Here is a 20,535-nt window from a genome sequence, read left to right as displayed (position 1 = left end):
TGTGAGGTCAAGTGCCCGACAGACGCCCAAGGTTACGTGTACGCCAGGTGGCCGCGCGTCCTCCTCTTTCTCCCTCTGCACGCCCTCAGGGAAGGCGCGGCGGCATAATCGGCCGGCTGAAGCGCTGGTATCAGCGCTCCGACTGGGCAAGGCACACGGCCGTATTGGCTGCTGTGGTGGCAGCGGCCAGTCTGGCGATAACGGCGTGGGGAACGTACAAGGCCGCCCAGGTTGCAGATGATCAATTGGCCCAGTCCAAGGAGGATAGCGAGAAGGAGGAACGAAGCCAGGCCGCCCGCATGACGATGTGGGGCGACGGCAAGGTCTCTGTGGTTGCCAACCGGTCCTTGGACCCTGTCTGGGCGGCATTCTTCCTCAACGACCAGGCGAATCGGGAAAGCCGCAGCCATCGAGTCACGTACATCTTCGTTGGGGTAGTACCTCCATGCACAGCCGTGACCGTGCCGAAGACTGTCACCCTCTCCAAAGCGGCCGCCCTCAGTCCTGGCCCTAACACGGATTGGATCTTTCAGGGGCTGCACTTCATGACGGCCGACGGTCAGGCTTGGGTGCGCTGGAACGACGGCCGGCTAAGCAAGGTAACCGGCCCACCCTCGAAATCGGTCGTTCGGCAGCAGAAGGGCGGCGGCTTGATCGCCGACGAGCAGACGGAGCAGAGTCACCTCGCAGAGTGCAAAGCGATCTAGATGCCCAACTGAGATCGTTCTTGCGTAATCCTGCAAGCCGCCGGAATCACGCCTGCGGCGGACTCGCTCGCCGCGGTGCACCTCGCCCTGCCTCCAATGCGTAGGAGTACCTGCGCAGGACTGCGAGCACCGACGCTTCGTCGCTGCCATCGACGGTGCGCAGGGGGCCGGTCGGAGACAGGACAATGTCCTCGCCCTGGTGGAGTTCCACGAGGGCCGCAGCCCGGTACGACCCGATCACTGGGCGGTCGGCCCGCCCGGTGACTTGCACCTGGTAGGCGGAGCCGTCGTCGAACCGGCCGGTGACGGTCTGCGGCATCGTCTTCTCCTTCATCGTGTGGCGAGCAGGCCGAGGAGGAACGCCCTCAAGTCGTCGTCCTCGTACCAGTCGCCGTTGAACATGGCCTGCATAGATCGGGCGAGGCTGTCACCCGTGTCCGTCTGCGTCTGCTGCTGGGCCAGGATCCGCCCCAGGGCGGTGCGGTCGAGTGTGCGGGCGCCGGGGCGGCCGGTGTGCGTCCGCGTGAACCAGAAGGCGCGCTGTGCGGCGTCCAGGTCCGGCAGATGCCCGGCGAGGTGCTGCGCCAGGGCATGCGCGGCCGTGCCGACTCCCTCGTCGCCGAGGTCGGCGACCGTGGCACGGCGTACATCGGGCTCGTACCGGCCGGCTTCGCCATCGACAGCGGTGAGCCTGCGCCCGTCCGGGGTGGCGAGCCAGTCCCTGGGGATGAGGCGCTGCACGTCGCGTACGGCCCGCTCGGCGTCTGGGTTGGTGTCCGGGCCGAACACGAGGCCCGCGTTGCCCTGGGGGCCGAGGTCGCGGACGTCGGCCAGGGCTGCCGCAACGGCATCGGGCACCGCCGCGGCGTAGCGGGTCCGCAGCTCCTCCCATTCGCGGCGGGCGGCCGCGGCCTCCATGCGGGCGGCCGCGATCTCCACATCTACGTCCGGGGCCTGGATGGTGCTGCTGCGCGCGGCATGGAGGTTGAGCAGGCGCCGCTCCGTGGCGGCTACGTAGTCATCCGCGTGCCGCAGGGTGCCGTGCGGGTCGCCGCTGAAGTCCTCGCCAAGCGCATCGGCCAGACGGCGAGTCACATCCTGATCGACGTCCGTGCCGGCCGCCCGCAGCGCGGCCATGTGCCGCAGCGCGGCGAGCCCCGGACCGCCGTCGGAGGCGCGGTCCGGTATCCACCGGGACTCGCTGGAGCGGCCGGGGAGCCTGCCCGCGGCGAGCTGCGCCCACGTCGTTGGCCTCCACCAGGAGACATGACGGGGCGCCTGCCCGAAGCGTCCGCGCTCGGGCAGCAGGCCCGCCCACTGGGATACCCGCGCGGCGAGCGACTCGCCCTCGATGTCCGGGAGGTCGAGCGCGGCGTGCAGTCGCGCCAGGCGGCGGGACTCCGGCCAGTCGCGCACCCGGCGCACCAGGCGGCGGAGGAACGCCTTGAGGCGGGAGAGCCGGTCACGGCTGTTGCGCCACAGTTCGGCGATCTTCTCGGCGGCGGCCTTCACCAGCTCGATGAGGCGACGGCCGATACGCCTCAGTATGGCGATCACGTGGGCGAGAAGGCCGGGCTGCTGGGCGGTGTCCGGGGCTGTGGCTGCAGCGCGGCGGACGATTCGCCGGGCAGTGGCCTGACGGGTTCTGTCGAGCTGTGTCGTCAGGAGCCGGGTCAGCTCGTCGATGTCGGCAGGGTCGGCCCCGGCCTCTTCGAGCTGGCGCAGGAGCGCGGTCACTGCGTCGTCGACGTGCGTGGTGGCGTCGTCGGAGGACGCGTCGCTGTCCGGGACGTTGCGGCGCTGCGACGGGGACGGGGCGTCAGCCTGATCCGGGATGAGCCGCAGCAGGTCGGCCGCGCGCTGGGCCAGGTCCTCGTCGGGCTCGCCGGGGAGGGGTTCGAGGTCATTGATGGTGCGCAGCGCAGCCCGGACGGTCCGCTCGTGCGCCTTCCCGCGGGCCCGGCGGAGGGCCTGCTGCACGGCTGCGCGGTCGCGGCCGGTGATGCCCGCGGCGTCCAGGGCAGCGTTCGCGTGCTGGCGGGCGGCGTTGCGGGCATCTTGCAGGGCCTCGGGGGTCAGGCGCTGCGCGATCTGCTCGCGCAACGCGTGGATGTCGCCGGGCGGCTCGGTCCCGGCAACGGCCTCGTCGATGATGCGCATGGCCACGGTGCGGCTGTGGTCGGCGACGGTTTGGCGCCTCACCGAGGCGATCTGCGGGTTGGGGCTGCGTGGGGCAGTGGCGGGCACCGGGTCTGGGGCGTCGTTGCTGCTGTTGGTGGCCGGGGCGGGCTCAGGGAGCTGCCACATGGGCATTGCAGCATGGACGATGCGGCGCTTCCACTGCCTGTTCTCGTCCTCCAGGAGCAGGCTGCGCACCCCGCCGGGGCCTTCCTCCACGTCGATGACGCGGTAGACGTGGACCTCGTCGCCGCGGCGCTCGTCCGGCATGGCGATGACGTCGCCTTCGCCGATCTGTGCGGCGTTGGACGGGCGGGGGCGGTCGAGTCCTTCCGGCGCGGTTCGGCCGGCGGCGTGGTCCAAATGGTCGGCGGCGCGTAGCGCGGCCCGCCCCTCGGTGGTCGCCGGGTCTGAGTTCGCCCGGAGTTGGGAGGCAAGGGCGGCGGCCTGGTCCGGCGTGACGGGTAGGTCAGCGCCGAGTCGGGCGGCGGCCTGCTGGGCGTCGGGGTCGTCCTCGGGGCTGCTGCCGTTGTCGGCGATGGCGTCGCGGTCGGCCGGGGTGAGGTCCGGGTCGACCGTCGGGCCGGTGATGGGGTCGAGGGCGGGCAGCGGCTCGTGCACTGTGAGGTCGTCGGCGGCGGCCGGTGCGTCGTCCGAGCCGAGGTCCGGGGTGGCGCCGTTCGGGCCTTCGGCCTTGTGGACGACGGCCGTGGCGTCCATGTCGATGGCGCCGAACTCGCCCGTCGTGGTGTCGACGTAGTCGAGGGTGACGCGGTCACCCTCGCGGTTGGTGTCCAGGACCTCCACGGTGGTAAGGGCGCCGTCGAGGTCGAGAACGACGATGTCGCCCTTGTTGATCTCGTTCGCGGCGGGCTCGCTGATGCCCGTGATGGGAGCGCTCTCGGGGGTGTCGTCGCGGACTTCACCTACGACGCGGAGGTCCGTGGCGTCGCGGGTGACGGTGCCCCCGGCGGTGGTGACCGTGATGCGGTCGCCGTTAGCTTCGTCGACCGGGCCGAGGAGCGCGCCGTTCTCGTCGGAGACGACGTGGCCAGGGCGGATTCGCTGACCGGTCGAGGTCCAGCCTGCGGGGCGACGGTCATCGGTGTCGTCCACTGTGAGGGAGGTGGGCGCGACGCCGTTGTCGGTGTCGCCGTCGGCCCACCGCACGGAGACGGTGGTGTCGGTGACGCCGGTGACCGTGCCTTCGCGGTCGCCATTGCCGGTGACATGACTGCCGGGGAACAGGCCGCGGCCGCGGGTGTCGGTGGCAATGGTGTCGGGCAGGTCGCCACTGATGACGTCGCCCTGGGCCCCGCTCGTCGGGGCGCCAGGGGCGGCCGTATCCGGTGCCTTGGCGCGGGCGGCGGTGGCGTTGAGCGGCGTGTAGACGGCGCCGCGGCTGCCAGTGCGGCCGTCGGGGCTCTCGCCGATCGTCGTACGCCACATTTCCTCGGTGCGACCCCGGCGGGTCACAGTGACCCGTTCCGGTGAGTCAAGGACGTACCCGGCGCGGGTCACGGTACGGCCGCGACGGGTCGTGCCGTCGAGGCGCGCCATGTCGCCAGACTGGAGCTGGTCGACACTGGCCCAGTGGGCGGGCTGCCCGCCGATGGGCTCCGGCTCCGGGCGGGGCTCGGGCTCAGCCGCGTCTTCGTCGGAGGGTTCAGGTTCGGCGACCGCTCGTGCGAGGGCGAGCTGGTCGGGCCGGCTGGGCTCGTCTGGGATTGTGCCCTCGAGCTGGGCACCTCGACGCGCGTGCTGGTCGACGCCGGAGGCGTTCTCCTCGCCGAGGCGGGGCTTGCGCCGCACCACGCCCAGCACCAGGCGTGCGTCGTGCGGGCGGTCGGTCCGGCCGTCCGGAGCGGTCCACGTGAGGTCCGCAGGGTAGCGGTAGTAATCACGCGAACCGAGAGCCTGGATCCCGGTGGGGTTCCAGATTTCGGACTGGTCGCTGGTGATGGTGCCCCTTGCTGTGCCGAGGGGCTTCGCACCACTGCGCAGGGAGCGGTCAGGGTCGGCAGCCAGAGGGAAGCTGACCTCATCGTCGGCCTGGAGCTCCGAGGGATCAGCGAGGATCGTATAACCGTCGGCTTCCTGCTGGCGGTGCCAGTCGTCGGCGGTCTGCCGCCATGCCTGGCGCTCCTCAGCGCGGGCGCGGTCGAACTTCCACTGGCCTTCCCTGCTCGGGTTCTCCGCCAAGACGTGCGCCATGGTCTCGGCCAGGCTTTCGCCGTCCGGGCCGCGGAAGGCGCGGGCACGATCGACCGCGTCTGGTGCGTCCCACGGGAACGTCTGACCGTCCGCGTCGCGCACGTCCTCAAGGGTGTTCGCCGCGTGGAGTGCTTCCTTGAGGGTGGAGAAACCGTCGGAGTGGTCCTTGAGGACAGGGAGCAGGCTGCCGGGGGCAGCCACGATGTAGCGCCGGTTGTATTCCTTGCGTTCGCGGGCGGCGCGGTTGCCGTACACCAGGAGACGGCCACCGCGGGACAGGCGGGTGTTCTTGTCGTCCGCGATCTCGCGCCGCTCCTCCGGGGCGGGCGGCGTGGTGTGCATCCCGGCGCCGGGCGCCGAAGCGTCAAGCTGACCGCTGCGGATGTGCTCGCGGACAGCTTTGAGATCGGCGAACCGCCGCTTCGCTGGGGCGTACGCGGGGGCTGCTGGCGTTAGCCCCGACGCTTCGGGTGCTGCGGCGTCGTCCGGCTCAGGCACGGCCGGGGTGCCAGCGGCCTGGCGCTGCGCCTCGTCGTACTGCTCGCGCTCGATCTTCTCGTCGGTGCGACGCTTCTGCTTGAACTGGTTGTACGTCAGGCGGCCGCCGTTGTTGTCGAACCACTCGATAAGTTCCTCGCTGGCGTAGTCCCGCCACCGGCCAAACCGGGACAGGGTGCCGCCGGAGAACAAGTCGCGCTCGCTGACGGGCGGGAGCCGTCTGCTTGCGCTACTGAAGAAGTAGCCGTTGGTGGCGTCGATCGCGGCGGAGTACCGGGCCTCGTCGAGGTCCTGGAACTCGCGCTGCAGTCGTTCCTCGCGGGTCTGCGGGCGCCGGGTGACGTCCGCGGTGCCGAAGCGGAGCGCGGCGTCCATCGCCTCACCACGGCGCCGCACCTCTTCGGCATCGGCCGCCGGTGTGGCGGGGATGGCGTCGCGGACGCGCTTGTCGGCGTCGTCGCGCCGGTCCATCTCCTCCATGACGCGCATCTGGTCGGACTCGGACAGGCCGGTGCCCCACGCGGTGGCAAGGTCCTCGTCAGACAGGCCGGTGAGGTCTTCCGGCAGGGCGGCGGGCTGCGGTTCGTCGGGGATAGAGGCAGGCTCGGGCTGCGTTGGGGAGTTGGCGCCGTCGCGTTCGCGTTCCTGCTGGAAGGCATCGCGCACCGCGCGCAAGGCTTCGGGCAGCGGGCGGCCTTCTGCGTCGCGCCACCGAGCGATAGCGTCGGGCGTGAGCGGCTGGTGCCAGTCGATGGGCATCCGGTGCCCGTCGGTGATGTCCTCGAATCGGTCGGCCAGTTCGCGAGCCTCGTCCGCGTTGCGAGCGGTGACGCTGACCTTCCCCAGGCGACCGCCGTTGCGGGCCTGCGCGAAGCGCCACTCACGTCTGCCGTCGGGGCTGTCCGTGAAGTCGTCGGTCCAGGTGATCAGGCCACCGCCGGAGGACAGGGTCAGGGTCGGGTTGTCGGCGAGTTGCGCAAGGAATGCCCGCCGTTCCGGGGTGTTCTCATCGGCGGTCAGCCGGTCGCCGCGCCGCCAAGTGTCGCGCAGTTCGGCCACGGTGCGGCCAGGCTCACGGTCGGGTGTCCCGCCGTTGCGGTCTGCATCGTCCCGGCCGCCGGTGCCGGCCGGGATGCGGGGCAGGTGCGGCAGGTCGAGCCGGGGCAGTCCGGGGCCTCCCGGCGTGCCGGGGCCCTCCCCGCCGCCGCGGTTTCCACGGCGGCGGCGGCCGCGGCGCTGGTCGCGGTCATGTTCGTCGTTCTGAACGTTGGGCTTGTCAGCAGCATCCGTGTTGCCCTCCTCCCGGCCGCTGTCGGTGGTGTCCGGCATCTGCGGTCCGCCGCCGGCACCCTCCGGGGTCTCGTCGGGCGCTGCGGAGTCCGGACGCGCGCCCCGGTCGCGACGGTGCTGCTCGTCGTCGCGCTGTTCCTCGTCCGTGTCTTGCTGCTGGGTGTCGTCCTCGTCCTGCTGCTCAGGCTCCGGGGCCTCGTCGTTGTGTGTGGCGTCCTCGTCCTGGGGCGCAGCGGGGCTGTCGTCGTCTGCCGCGCTGTCTTCGGGAGTGTTGCCGTCGTTGAGGTCCGGCGCCGACTGCTCATCGCGGCCGTCGTCGGTGATCTCCTCGTCCGGGTGACGCAGTCGGAGCTCGGCGTCACGCTTGTAGAACCGGTCCTCGCCGTCGCTTGTGACGATGCGGACGCGGCCGCGGCCCGTGAGCTTCGGCGGTTCGGTGACCGTGTGCGTAAGGCCGTCCGCGTCGGTGTACCGGTCTCCTTCTGTCAGGTCGGCCGGGTTGCGCATCTGCACCGGGCGGAGGCGGCTGGTGTCGCGACCCTCGTGATCCGCGAACATGTCCGGGGTGCCGAACTCGTCGTCCGGCTGGTCCAGTGGGTTGTTCGGGTCGGCGACCTGGGAGGCCGGTGCCTCCGGCTCGTCGACGTCGAAGAGGCCACCCGCCGGCTCGGCGGGTTCCGGCTTCTTCGGCTCAGGCTTCGGCGTTCGACCGGCGCGGCGGTCCTTTTCTGCCTCAAGGACAGCCATGCGGGTGCGGTCGGCACCGATCAGCTCGCCGTCGGCCATCTCCCGCTCCATCAGGGCCACGATCTCGTCGGCGATCTCCTGATCCGTCATGGCAGACGGAGCCTTGGCGCTGTTGGGGCGGATCGCATCGAGCTGCTGGGCGACCTCGTCCTGGTCGAGGCTGACCGTGTCGTCCTCGGCTGTGGCCCCTGACTCGGGCTGCGTCTCGGGCGAGTTGGCGCGGTCTCGGCGCTCGCTGGTCAGCTCGTCCGTCTGGAACTTCTCTGTGCGGCCGTCGCGGGTGACGAAGACGCGGCCGTCCGGGCCGTCGGTGAAGACCCGCCAGCCCTGGCCGTCCGGGTCGGTGACCGGCTCCTGGAACTGGAAGCGGCCCCCGATGAGGTCGCCGCCCTGCGGCGCAGGTTCGGCGGTGCCACTCGTGCCCGCCTCGTCGGTGTCCTCGCCGTCCGGGGAGGCTGGGGGATCGACGGGACGGATGTTATTGAGGGTGCCGGTGACGTCGTCTGCGGACAGCCGTACGCCCTCGGGGAGTTCGGTGCGCTCCGGCTCGGGGTTGTCGCGATCGAACGCTTCGAGCCTGGCCACGGCCTCTTCCACCCGGGCCTGGAGCGGAGCACGCTTGGCCCGGCGCTCCGATATCAGGCGCCGCCGGACCGGCTTGGCTAGGTGCTTGTCGAGCTCGGAGTCCTCAATCTCGGGGAGCGCGTCGAGTTCGGCGATGTTGCCGACGATGTCGTCAAGCAGGTGCGAGCGGGCGCGGGTGTGCTCGATCTGCGGCGTGTAGTCGGCCGAAGCGTGCGCCGACTGCAACAGGGCAATCTGCGTGTCGACCGCCGGCAGCTTCTCCCGGTCGGCCTCCTGGAGGGCAGGCGCCTTGTCCAGGGCGTTGGCCAGGCGGGTGATCACGCCGGAGCCCGCGTTCTTGTTCTTCAAGTCCTGCGGGCTGCGCGTGAACTCGGAGCGGGCAAGGTCCGGGAAGCCGACATGGGCGAGGAGCTTGCCGCTCGGGGTGCGCTCGGTGCGCACCCCGACGTCCAGGCCGCCGTACTGGCCCACGACGTGCCAGCCGGTTATGCCCTCCTGGGCGTGCTCGAGGAGCCGCTGGGTGACCTGCCGGTGCAGGGCCGCGGCGGCGTCGCCACGCTCGCTGTACGGCATGCCGTTGAGCGTCATGGCGAAGGTGCCGCGGACGTCACGGATGCGGGGCAGGGCCTGTTCGCGGCGTGCGATGCCGGTACGCAGGTCCTCGGACTCTTGTGTCAGCGCGGCGATGGCATCTGCCCGGCGGATGCGCTCGGCGGCTTCGTTGTGCTGGTCGGTCTCCAGGTCGCGGAGTTGGCGGCGGACCTTCACGAGCTGGCTCATGTAGGGGTTGCCGCCGATCTCGGCTTCCATCGTCTCGTAGTCGGGGTAGTCGAGATCGATGTCGATGACGGTGTCGCTGGTGTCACCGTCGGCGGTCTCGGGCCGCTGGATGTCGATCAGGCCCTCGGCCTTAGTGGCGACGAATCCGGCCTTCCAGCCGTCGAGGCTGCCCTTCGTGGCGAAGATATCGATCTCAACTTCGGCGTTCTGGTTGCCGTAGCGCAGGCCGCGGCCGTTGCGCTGCTCCATGTCGGCCGCGCCCCAGTCGAGGTCGACGTGCGTGACGCTGACCATGCGGTTCTGAGCGTTCATGCCCGTGCCGGCAGTGGCCGTGGAGCCGATGAGGACGGCGATCTCACCGTTGCGGGCACGGCGGAACAGCTCGGCGGCCTTCGCCGGCTTCTTGCCGTCCTTGTGGTCCTGAACGAACGCGATCTTGTCGGCGGGGATGCCCCCGGCCACCATCAGGTCCCGCAGCTCCGCGTAGGCGCTGAAGTTGCCCTTGTTCTTGCCGCCCGGCACACCCTCGTTCAGGAAGATCAGCTGGAGGGCTCCGGGGACCGGGTGGTCCTCGTCGCTGCCGTAGTGCGTCTTGTAGACGCGGTCCTTGAAGCGGTGGTACCGCTCGATGTGCTTCTCCGCGACGGCGCGGAGCTTGTTGCCAGCCGGGGCGTTCGCGTCGACGAGCCGGGGGTCGATGGCGACGCTGGTGCCCTCGTTGGCGACCGCCAGCATGTTGTCCTCGTCGCGGGTGACATCCCCGTTGTGGATGGCGCGGCCGCGCGCGACGAGCTTCTTCAGACGCTCCTTCTGGTCCTTCGTCGCGTCGACGAGGACGAGGTTCACCTTGCCGCCCGCGATCTTGGGGCGGGGGATACCGACGTCATCGGCGCGACGGGTGTCGGCGACCAGGCCCCACATGGTCTTCATGGAGCGCTTGTTGTGGAACTCGGCGAACCGCTCGACGACACGCAGGCCCGAGCCGTCGGGGGCGTTCTCGATCCGCAGTACCTTGCGTCCGAAGGTGTTCGCCCACAGATCGGGGGCGCCTGCGTTGTACGCATGGAGGATCCACGGGGCGGCGAACGACAGCATCGTGAACTCTTCGGCGATGCTGCGGGTCAGCGGTGTGCCAGTGCCCAGGGTGATGGTCGCGCGGCGACCGTGGCCGCGGACGCGGTGCATCCACTCGGTCTTCTGGTGCAGGTCGATGCCGCGGATCGTCGCGGCGTCACCACCGCCCTCCTTGGAGCGGAAGCCGACGCCCTTGAAGCGATGTGCTTCGTCGATGACGGCGTAGTCGAACCCGAGGTCATCCCAATAGATTTCGCCCGGCTTGCGCATGGCCGCGGCGTTCTTGCGGATGTTCCGCTCGACCGTCGCGATGCGCTGCTCGATCTTGGCGACGATGAACGGGTGCGAGTCGCCCTCGTACTGCCGCTCCAACTGCTCCTGCAACGCAGTCAGTTCACGCAGCTCATACTCGTCCTGCTGCTCCGGGCTCATCTTGATTGAGCCGAACGCTTCCTCGGTGAAGATCACGAGGTCGTGCTTGTTCGCCCGCAGCCACTCCAGAGTCGCGCCCCGGCGGCCGTCGGCCAGGTCTGCCGAGGTGATGAGCTGGAAGTCGGCGTTCGGGTAAAGCAGATGGGCCTCATCGAGGGTCTGCTGTGCCAGGTAGTCCTGGACCACGAGGAACGGCTTCTCGACCTGGCCCGACGCCTTCAGGGCCTGGGTGCCCATGACGTACGTGCTGGTCTTGCCGAGGCCCACCTCGTGGGCGAGGATCACCGACGGCTCGAACTGCATGCGGGCCGCACCCGAAAGCTGCCAGGGGTGCGGGTCCCGGTCCGGGGTCAGACCTTCGAGGCTGGGGCTCATGCCGTCGTACGAAGCGACGACATGCGCGTTCATGATCCGGTTGTAGAACTCGGTGAGCTCAGTGAGTCGTTCAGCATCCGCCGTGGCGTACTGGGCGAACGCCGCACGCATCTGGTCGGCCTTCTGCCGGACCAGGCGGGTCGTGCGCTCGTCGACGTCCTTGCGCTTGTCGTCCTTGTAGACCGTCAGCGAGCCCGAGCCGAGGATCGCTCGGGCGATCTCGACGGCGCTGCGCCCCTTCGTGCCCTTGGCCGGATCGGCGGCGACGCCGTGCAGCACGTTGTTGGCGCGGGGCACCTGTCCGGTGGTCAGCACCCAGCCATACCGGTCGTCGTGGGAGACGATCAGGGTCCGGTCGCCCAGGTAATCGCGCAGGAAGCCCTGCACGAGGTTGGGCGGGGTCCAGTGGGCGCCCATCTCCGGGGTGAACTCGCCGATGGTCCGCTCGGGCGGCTGCACCGCTTCGAGGGCGGAGACGTTGACGGCGAACGACGGGTCGTTGGCGGCCGCGCGACGGGCGGCTGCGAGCTTGTCGCGGACCGGCCCGGACAAGTAGGTTCGCGCCAACTCCAGGCGCCCGGTGGCCGGGTCGGTGAAGACCTCGTTGCCGAGGCGACGCAGGGTCTCCTGCGGGTCAAGGTTCAGAAGCCGGGAAATCTGCCCGAGGTCAACCCGGCCGGTCGCAGCGACGACCGCGGCGAGCGCCACCTTCGGGTCGTCGGTGGCGGTCAGCGGCTGCCGGCGGGCTGCCGCACGCTCCGTGAAGACGCGCGACAGCACCGGCTGCTGCGTCTGGGCGTCCCACTGTTCAAGAGCGAGGACACTCGCCGCATCTGGGTCCGAGCGGAAGTAGCCCCAGGCGGTCGGGGTGCGCTCTTCCGTCCCGTCGTCGAGCACCGCGGTCTTGCGGCTGCGGGTCTGGCCGGGCTTGGACAGCGGCCCGTACGTGTCGACGTACGCGGCGTGCAGGTCACGGAGCTGTCCGCGCAGTTTCTCTGCGCGCTCGTCTTCATCGTTCTTGCGGTCCAGCTCACGCAGTTCGGCCGCGACATCCCGCAGCTCCATCAAGGCCCGGAGCTGGGCGGTGCGCCCGTCCGAAGGCTCGACGACTACCGGGTTGCCGCCGTTGACGTGCTGGTACAGGCGGCCGTCCTCGCCCTCGTACAGGCGACCGCTCCAGTCGTTCGCGTGCTTCTCACGGGCGGCCTGCAGGAGTACCGGCGGACGGTCGTCTCCATCGGGGTGCGGGGTGTAGCCGCGCCCGTCAGCAGTGGCCTTCCCGGCGATCTCCTCCAGCAGCATGCGAAGTTGACCGGATGCGGTGTCGGGGGTGCCCTTGACGGTGACGGTGGGGCCGTACGCGCTGGACTCGGTGGTCAGCGTGCCCAGGATGTGCTCGGGGTGCTGATCGAAGTAGGTGTTGACGTGATGCGGGCTGCCGTTGATGTCCCGCTCGGGGGCGTTCAGCCAGGACATGTCTCCGGGCTGCTCGTCCTCGCCGCGGCGCCGGAACACCAGCACGTCGGTAGTGACCCCGGTGCCGGTGTCGTTGAACACGCCGGAGGGCAGGCGGACAGCGCCGAGCAGATCGCCGTACTCGGCCATCTTCCGGCGGGCCTTGTCATTCTTGGAGTCGAGGGTGTGCCGGGACGTGATGAGGATGCTGATGCCGCCGGGCCGGGTGAGCGCCAACTCCTTGGTGATGAAACCGTTGTGCAGCGACTCGGCCGGGTACCGCTTGTCGTCGAACGGGGCTTGCGCGAACGGCACGTTGCCGATCGAGACGTCGAACGTAGCCGGGTGGACGTCCGTCTCGGCAAATGACTCGTTGAGGACGTTGGCGTCCGGGTACATCGCCCTCGCGATGCGCGCGGTGGTCGGATCGATCTCGACACCGGTCAGCCGGGCCCCGTCGGGAGCGACACCGAAGAACGTGCCACCGCCGGAGCCCGCCTCAAGGACGTCTCCGCGGTCGAAGCCGAACGCCTTCAGCCCGTCCCACATCGCCTCGGCGATGGGCTGCGGCGTGTAGTGCATGGACAGTGTGCCGCGAGATGCCTGGCGCCATTCGACCGGCGTCAGCTCACGGCGCAGCGCGTCGCGCAGGTCACGGTAGTCACGGGACCACCGCTGATGGTCCTGCTCGAACTTCCCTTCGCGGGCGCCGCCTTGCTGGTAGCGCGGCTCCCTCTGGTCGGGCTCCGGCGCGAAGAGGATCGGCACCGAGCCCCAGCCGGTCCAGCGGGACAGGGCCCGCAGCTCGCGCTGCGTCGGGGGACGCTGCTCCTTCTCGATCCGCTTGAGCGCACGGATCGCATCCAGGTTGCCCGCCGCCCGCTCTACCGGCCCCTTGGGCAGGTCGGCCGGGTCGGGCCGGAACCGCTCTACGCGTCGTAGATCGCGTCCCTCATCGCCTGCAAGTCCCTCATCTCCGGCGTCAGCGGCTGCGGACTGGCCTCCGTCTCCGGCGCCGGCAGCAGATCCGCCAGTACCATCGCCGTCGCGTCCGCCCGAAGCTGCTTGAGCTGCGCCACCCGCTGCTGGTACCCCTCGGCCGGTGCCACGGTCTTCTCCAGAGCCGTCTCCGCCTCCAGAATCGCCGTCTCGATCTCCCGGCCCTTCATCTCCGCGAACGCCTGCGGATCCTCCATCGCCGCCCACTCCCGCGGCCGGTACGTCCGCCAGTGCTCCCGCACCCTCTGGCTGAACATGCTCATCGTCGCCTCCCAGCGCGGCACGCAGCTCGGCCTGCTGCGCCTCGATCTCTTCGCGGGACACCACCTTGCGGTCGTCGTCCCCGCCATCCTTACGTATTTGCTCCCGCACTGCCTCGATCGCGTGCAGAGCAGCATTGATCGAGGCCAGGCGGTTCCGGGCCTTGGACCGGTCGGAGCTGTCCAGGTCCCGGTTGTTGGCCCGCTCGGCGATCCTGCGAGACAGTTCATCGGTGACCCGGGTGAACTCGGCGAGCAGCCCCTCCGGGACCGACAGGTTGGCGCCCTTCACGGACTTGCCCGTGACTGGGTTGGAGCCGTCGCTCCACCCGTAGTGCCGCTGCGCGAACAGGGAGTAGAGGAAGCGGCGCTCCTCGCTCGCCGACGACAGCCGGTCCGCGCCGCGCTCGCTGCCGTACAGCTCGTAGAACATCTTTGGCACGAACACCCGGTGCAGGCGGCCCCAGGTCCGCTCGCCGCGACGATCGTCGTCGGCGTCATAGGCACGCACCACCGCGGCGAGTGCCGCCGCACGCGAGGACAGGCCCTCGACGGAGCGCGAGTGGACGGCGCCGTGCCTGCTGAAGTACCAGCCTGCCTCTCGGTACGCGCCGCCGTAGGGCGTGTAGCTGATGCTGGCGTACGAGGCGCCACCGTCGATACTGACGGAGCCGCCGTCGGTGACCTCGGCCCGGCCAATGAGGGCTTCGTTGCCCTCGCTGTCCCGCCGGTCGAGCTCAGCGGCGATCCCGGCGGACCGTTCGCGGCGCGCGACGACCACGGCGTCCGCCTCGCGGGCAGAGGAGCCCTTTTCTAGTTCCTGGTACTCCTCCACCAGGTCCTCGGAGTCCATGCCGGCCGGGTCAGGGCGGTCGGTGATCTGGGCGGCCTGGCGCCGGTCCTGCTCCTCCTTGATGGACTCCATCCGGTCCGTGAGGACACGCCGCACCTCCGGAGGGCTCTCCCGCCGCCCCGGAGCGAGCAAGAGGTCGCGGTATTGCTCCTCAAGCTCCTTATCGGACATGTCGGCGATCGGCTTGCTGCCGGAGACCTCGGCGGCCTTGCGCCGACCGAGCTCGAACTCGACTGTCTTGGTGCGTGCGTCCAGCGCGTCGCGTACGTCCTTCTCGGCGGCGTGGTCATCACCGGCTGCCACATGAAGGCGTCTGCGTGAACTGGACTTGTTCCTAGCCGAGTTGAGTTCATCGTCGGTCAGCGTCGACAGGTCAGCCGGATCGTTGGCCACGGCCAGGGAGCGGCGGCGGCGCTCGCCATAGACGGCGCGCTCGACATCGTTGGCGTCCTCGCCCTTGCGGCGCCCGTACGTGCCGCGCTCCTCCTGCGAGCGCTTGACCAGGGACTCGATGTCCTGATCGCTGAGGGTGCTCGGATCGCGGCGGTTCGCTTCGTCACGTTCCTCGCGGCGCCGCTTCTTCTCCTCCTCGATCAGCTCGAGTTCGCGCCGAAGGCGTCGGCGTCCGGACTCGGAGCGGACACGGGACTGCTTGCCCCAACGCGCCATCTCCTCGCGGGTGACCCCGTCGTCGTCCAGCGTCTGGAGCTTGTTGCGGAACTCTTCGTCCGGGTCGACCGCAACCGGCGAAGCGTCGGGCCTACCTTCCGCCCGAGCAGTCGCGTCAGCGTCCGCGATGACCACGTAGCGGTCCTGGCGGGCGAGCCTGCCCAGCACCTCCGTGATCTTGTCGTCCCGGGTCTCGGGCAGCATGTTCGATTGGGTGACGTAGCCGTTGAGGGACGGCGCCCACTTCATCGCGCGTACGGAGCCGATGGCCTGGTAGTCGCGTGAGTCGCCCTTCGTGGTGCCGCGGAAGACCATGACCCGCTTGCCCTTGAAGGTGATCCACTCGGCGGTGACCTTGTCCCGCTTGCCCGCGGGCATGTGCGCCGCCCGGTGCGCGCGGGCCATGAGCGTGGCAGCGGTCTCTCCGTACCGCGGCAGCGGGAAGGCGACGCCGTTGACCGTGGCCTTTGGGGAACTGCCGTAGACACTGCGGGCCGCCACCTGGCCGTCCGGCCCGTACAGGGTGATCGAGCCGTCGGTGTTCGTGAATCGGTAGCCCTCGACGCCGTCGACAGGGTCGGCGTCCTCCGGCACGCCCTTCGGCCGCTCGTCCGGGGACGGCTCGGGCGTCACTTCCTCCTGCTGCGCTACGGGCTCGGGGGCAGCGTCTGGTGCGTCGGGCTCGCCGGTGGCTTTGGGCTCGGGAGTCGGCTTGACGGCGTCGGTGTCCGGCTTCGGTGCCTGCTCCTCGTCGCCGAAGGGGCGGCGACGTAGGGTCTCGGCGAGCCTGTCGGTGGCGATGCTGTGCTTCGGCGGATGGTCCTGGTCCCACAGGGCGCGCGCGGCCGTCCATTCCTGGTCGTAGTCGCGGCCCTTCGCGGACCGCCAGGTCTTACGGTTCTTCGCGAACTCCGGGGAGGAGAAGTCGAGGGCGTTGCCGTCCTTGTCCTTGAGCGTGCCGACGATGTGCTCCGCGAACCCCTTGGCGTCGGCCTGCCGGTCGAACCACCACGGCATCTGCTGGCCGGTGCCGGTGGCGTACAGGTACCAGTCGCCTTCGACGCGCCGGGCGACGAACTGGCCGTCACCGACGAGCTTCAGACGGGAGTCCTCCGCAAGGGCGTCCAGCTCCCCAGCAGTCCGTCGGTCGGCGTCGCGGCCGGATGCCCGCAGGGAGTCAGCCCTTTCGGTCCAGTGGGTGCGGACCTGCTGGAGGGTGGTGAAGCGGCCGCGGGGCTGGGCGCGGGAGGGCTTCGGCGCGGGGGCCTGCGGGGCGCTGGTGTCCTTCCATGTGTTCCGGAAGTCGGCCACCGCGCGGCGGATGGCCTGCTCGGCGTCCTCGCCCTTGGTGGAGCGCCACGTCAGGAACCAGTCGGCGATGTCCCGATCAGAGAAGTCGATGGGCTCGTTGAACTCGCCGGGCATGATGTGCCCATTGCGGACGTGCTCGTGGATGTACTCGCCTGCTGCCTCCGCCTCGGCGCGGGTGGTGAAGTCGCCGATATCGAGGTAGCCGCCGGTGCCGGCGGTGGTGAGGTACCAGCGGCCGTTGGCGTCGTCGCGGGTGGTGACGAGCCCGCCGGACGGAATGATCTGAAGGTCTTCGTCGCCCGCCAGGCGGCGCAGGGCCGGGGCGTTCGCGCCGGGTTCCTGGGCGAGGTCGAGGAAGTGCCGCCGGACAGCCGCGGTGTCCTTGTACCGGGAGCCGGGGTTGGCCGCGCGGTTGGGCAGGGCGTCGACGTCGACGTCGTGGTGCCCGTCCTGCGGCTCCTCCTGATCGTCGTCCTTGGGGCTCTCGCCGTTGTCGACCCCGATGGCGTTGCCCTCGTCGTCGGCGTCGTGAGGGTCGTCGGGGGTGCTCGGGTCGCCGTGGTCGTCGCGGGACAGGCCCAGGCCGCGCCGCTCGTCCTGAACCCGGCGGGCGTCCTCGGCCTCGACCTTCTTCTGGTTCGAGGTGGGGGCGGTGCCATCGGGGCGGGCCACCATCGTGATCCAGCGGGCGCTGGTGCTGTGTCGCCGCCCGGTGTACGTGCCGTCGCCCGCGCGGTCCTGGACGAGGACGCGATCACGCGGGAGGGCGCGTACGACACGGGCGAGCTTCCCGGACCAGAGGCGTGCGATGCCGCCGGTCTCGATGAACCTGCCCTTGGAGTCCCTGGGGTGCAGGGCAGGGTTCCACGGCCGTCGTACGGCCTTGGCCTCAAGGGTGCGACTCAGGTCGGCCGGGGAAGTGCGATTCAGCATGGCGCGGACCATGCACAGCGGGGGTGGTTAAGGTCGCGCGCTCAACTCGGGCTCCCGCTCACCCTCATACGGATGCCGCCGGTGTTGACAATTGGCAACACCGCTGGGGCGCCTATCACATGGTCTCGGTGAGGATGTGGATGGCAAACCAGGCGGAGAATCCGCACCATCCGACGGCGAACACGGCGCGTCCTGCCTTGGAGGTGCGTGTACGGAAGAGGCGTCTGAAGTTCTCGCTCAGGGTGTCGCCCTCCCGCTTGTTGACCAGGGCGATGGTCTCGAAGACGGCGAACAGGCAGGTCCAGGCGAACCAGATGGCGGGCCACATTAGGAGGTCTCCTTGGTGCTGGGGCCGGTGCGGTAGCGCAGTCGGCAGCGGCAGTTGACGGTGAGGTCGGTCGGGGCGAACGGATCGCCCGGGAAACGCAGGGTGGATCCGTCGACGGCGTACGGGACGCCGGCGGGCAGGGTGGTGCCGTTGAGCTTCTGGTGCGAGGGCCGTACGCGTGTGTCACCGCGGGTGACCCACGTCCGCAGGACGGCAGGGCCGGCGCTCTCGGCAGCGGCGTCGGCCGCGCCGTTGACCGTGGCGACGGCGCAGGTCCCGGCGAGCAGGGCGATGAATTTCGCGGCATGAGCCCGGTAAAACGCTGTGGCTGTATTCGTGAGGTCGTCGAGGCTGGCGTCCCCAACCTGCGCACCGTCCAGGGCGGCGGCGAGGTCTGCGAGCAGCCCAGCGACGGCGCGTCCCGCCATGGTCGTGGCAGCGAGCGCTGCGGCGGCAGCGCCCGGCGGCACGGTGGCCGTACCGGTGACGCGCTTGCTGAGGGCTACCGCCGTGGTCGCCGCAGCCTGCTGGAGGATCGGGCCGAGGGTGCTGGTGACCTCCTCCTCCCAGCGCGCCGCGCCGACGACGTGTGCACCGTCGATCGGGCCGTCACCGCGCCGCAAGTCGGTATCGCCATCCGGCTGCCAGTAGCGGGTGTGTTTCCTGGTCTTGGGCGCTTGTAGGCGAGCGGTGATGACGCCCTCTTGCCGCGCGAGGAGCGCGGTGAGTGCGGCTGTGACGGCGGCGGCCGCGGCGTCGAAGTCGTTGTCGGTGACCTCGAATCCGTCATCGTCGTGGGGCAGTTCCTTGCGTTCGATGCGGGAGCGTCCGGCGCTGACGTCGTCGGCGGCGTCGCCGGGAGTCGGCTGTTCGGCCGCGGAGCGCGCGGCTGCGACGTCGTCAGCGGCATCGCCGGGCAGCGTGAGGGGGACGTTGTCGCGGGCCTGCTCGACGGTGGCCGCGGCTGTGTTTCCGGCCGCCGGGACGCTGGATGCGTCGCGGGCGGCTGCGACATCTGCGGCTGCGGTCCCCTGCGGGTCCTGACCGCGGGCCTGGGCAACGGCGTCGGCCGCCGAGCGGCCCGCGGGACCGGACGGGGCGATGGCTGGCGGCGGGCCGCCGACGCCGGGCAGGCCGGTAGCGCCTGCCGCAGCCGGGTCCTGGGCAACGCCGAGCGCGGCCGCGTCCTGCTCGTTCGCCGGTACGGGCGCTTTCTGTGGGCTGATCCACAGGGCACGGGTGTGAGGAACGTTGAAGGGGCGGCGGCCAGCGATCTCGCGATACTCGTCGACCGTGATCAGTCCTGCGTTCCACTCCTGCCGGGCTTCCTCCCGACGCTGGCGGCGAGGAAACTCGAGTGCTTCGACCGTGGACGTGTTGAAACGGAGGGACCAGCCGTCGTCCAGGTCCAGGTCGAAAGCGGAGGCGAGCAAAGCGAGGTGGGGCAGTTCGGTGTGCTGCCAGAAGTTCCACTCTTCCCGGTCGGCATTCGCGTACGTGCGCTCGCTCGCGTTGCCGACGACGCTCTCCGGGACGCCGAACGCGCTCAGGATCTCGTCCTTCGCGGTCTGCGACAGCGTCTCGTAGTTCATGTCGCGCGGTCGCGTACTTGTGTCAACGTAGTTGAGGCCGCCGGGTCCGCTGCCGACGACGACGGTTTCGCCAGCGTTCTGTGCGCCAGGTGCGAGCCGCTGCTGAATCCGGTCGATCTCGCGCTGGTCGAGCCCGTCGACGTCGATGCCCACGATCCCCGACGGGCGCGAATCATTGTCGATGAAGCTGATGTTGTACGTCCGGGCCTTCACGTCCAGGTCGATGGAGAGGCCCGCGGCTTCGAGCGGGGTGACGCCGCAGAACGGGTCGGTCGGGTGTGGGTCTCTCAGCCAGACGACGCGGCTGGGGTCCAGCTCCCGGACACGGCCGTCGTACGTCGTGAACTCGAAGTGGGAGACGTAGTCGCCGTGAGGATCCGGTATCGGCTCGACGCGGTTGGGCGGCAGCAGGTCGAGGCGGGTGATCGTGCCCGCGCGGGAGCGGGTGATCTCGACGAATGCGCCCTTCTTCGACAAGAGGAGCTGCGCGGAGAGTCGCTTCTTGAATACGCCTGCCCGCTCCAGCGGGTTGGCCTGGACGTTGAGGACGTGCAGGAGCGGGTGATCGGTGAGGGTTTCCGCGAACTGACGCTCGTCACCGCCGCGCCCGATCTCAAGGGTGAGGGCGCTGGGGTGCTTGGAGATCGCTTCGACGGACTTGAACGTCCAGATCGAGCGCTCGTACCCCTCCTGGATGACGCGATCGAGGTCCCAGCCCGCGGCGCGGTTCTCAGTTCCCCAAGCGGTCGTGGTGCCCGCGTAGGTCATGGAGACGTAGTTGTTGCCGGTCGACGCGGCAGACTTCTCCTGCAAGGGCACCATCGGGGTGCGCGGGACGAGGAGGCGGCGGAGGCCGGGCAGGAACTGGCGCGGCATCAGGCTCCCTCACTGGCCAGCCACACACCGGCGGCGATGAATGCCGCTCCGACCTCGAACCACCCCAGAAACGGGAAGTACACAAAGGCGCAGCCAACGGCGGCCGCGGCCACGACGGTGCTGACGGTGTAGGCGACAACGCGGGACGCCTTGGTCCTTGGGAGCCCCAGGTAGCGGAAGGCCGCGAAGGCGCCCGCTGTTGCCGCGCTGGTGATCAGCAGCGGGTGGATGGCGCCCAGCGCGACGAGCACGATGAGGGTGCCGGCGGCGACCAGGAGAAGTCCGGCGACTTCGCGGGCGATGCTTCGAGGCGAGGGTGTCTCGGGCGGTGTACTCACGGCGCGCACGATGGGTGCGGCGCCGGGTTAGTGTCGCGTGT

Annotated in this window: 6 protein-coding genes; 1 reads left to right on the top strand and 5 read right to left on the bottom strand. The window is 70.1% G+C overall.

Features of this window, described 5'->3' with window-relative positions:
* Positions 1 to 176: 176 nt before the first annotated feature.
* The gene (locus tag ACIRPT_RS21385) at positions 177 to 707 is read left to right on the top strand and encodes a hypothetical protein (protein WP_403829258.1); all 531 of its coding nucleotides are present in this window, start codon (positions 177 to 179) and stop codon (positions 705 to 707) included.
* Positions 708 to 753: 46 nt separating this feature from the next.
* Here the strand turns inward: ACIRPT_RS21385 and ACIRPT_RS21380 are convergent, their stop codons facing one another.
* The 5 genes from ACIRPT_RS21380 to ACIRPT_RS21360 all read right to left on the bottom strand — a co-directional run bounded on the left by ACIRPT_RS21380 (position 754) and on the right by ACIRPT_RS21360 (position 20,494).
* Positions 754 to 1,026, bottom strand: a complete 273-nt coding sequence (locus ACIRPT_RS21380; RefSeq protein WP_403829256.1) for a hypothetical protein — start codon at positions 1,024 to 1,026, stop codon at positions 754 to 756.
* An 11-nt stretch (positions 1,027 to 1,037) separates the two neighbouring features.
* On the bottom strand, positions 1,038 to 17,360 hold the full coding sequence (locus ACIRPT_RS21375) for a hypothetical protein (protein WP_403829253.1): 16,323 nt from the start codon (positions 17,358 to 17,360) through the stop codon (positions 1,038 to 1,040).
* A 115-nt stretch (positions 17,361 to 17,475) separates the two neighbouring features.
* Positions 17,476 to 17,688, bottom strand: coding sequence for a hypothetical protein (locus ACIRPT_RS21370; RefSeq protein WP_381566550.1), 213 nt, complete (start codon positions 17,686 to 17,688; stop codon positions 17,476 to 17,478).
* Complete coding sequence (locus ACIRPT_RS21365; protein ID WP_403829251.1) at positions 17,688 to 20,156, bottom strand: phage portal protein; 2,469 nt, start codon at positions 20,154 to 20,156, stop codon at positions 17,688 to 17,690. Before ACIRPT_RS21365 ends, ACIRPT_RS21370 begins: the two co-directional genes overlap by 1 nt.
* A complete protein-coding gene (locus tag ACIRPT_RS21360; protein ID WP_403829250.1) occupies positions 20,156 to 20,494 on the bottom strand; it encodes a hypothetical protein in 339 nt (112 codons plus the stop codon). The genes ACIRPT_RS21365 and ACIRPT_RS21360 overlap by 1 nt, the downstream gene beginning before the upstream one ends.
* Positions 20,495 to 20,535: the final 41 nt, after the last annotated feature.

It is taken from the genome of Streptomyces sp. NPDC101227, from assembly GCF_044767545.1.
Taxonomy (GTDB): Bacteria; Actinomycetota; Actinomycetes; order Streptomycetales; family Streptomycetaceae; genus Streptomyces.
This window is presented reverse-complemented; position numbering and strand designations above follow the sequence as displayed.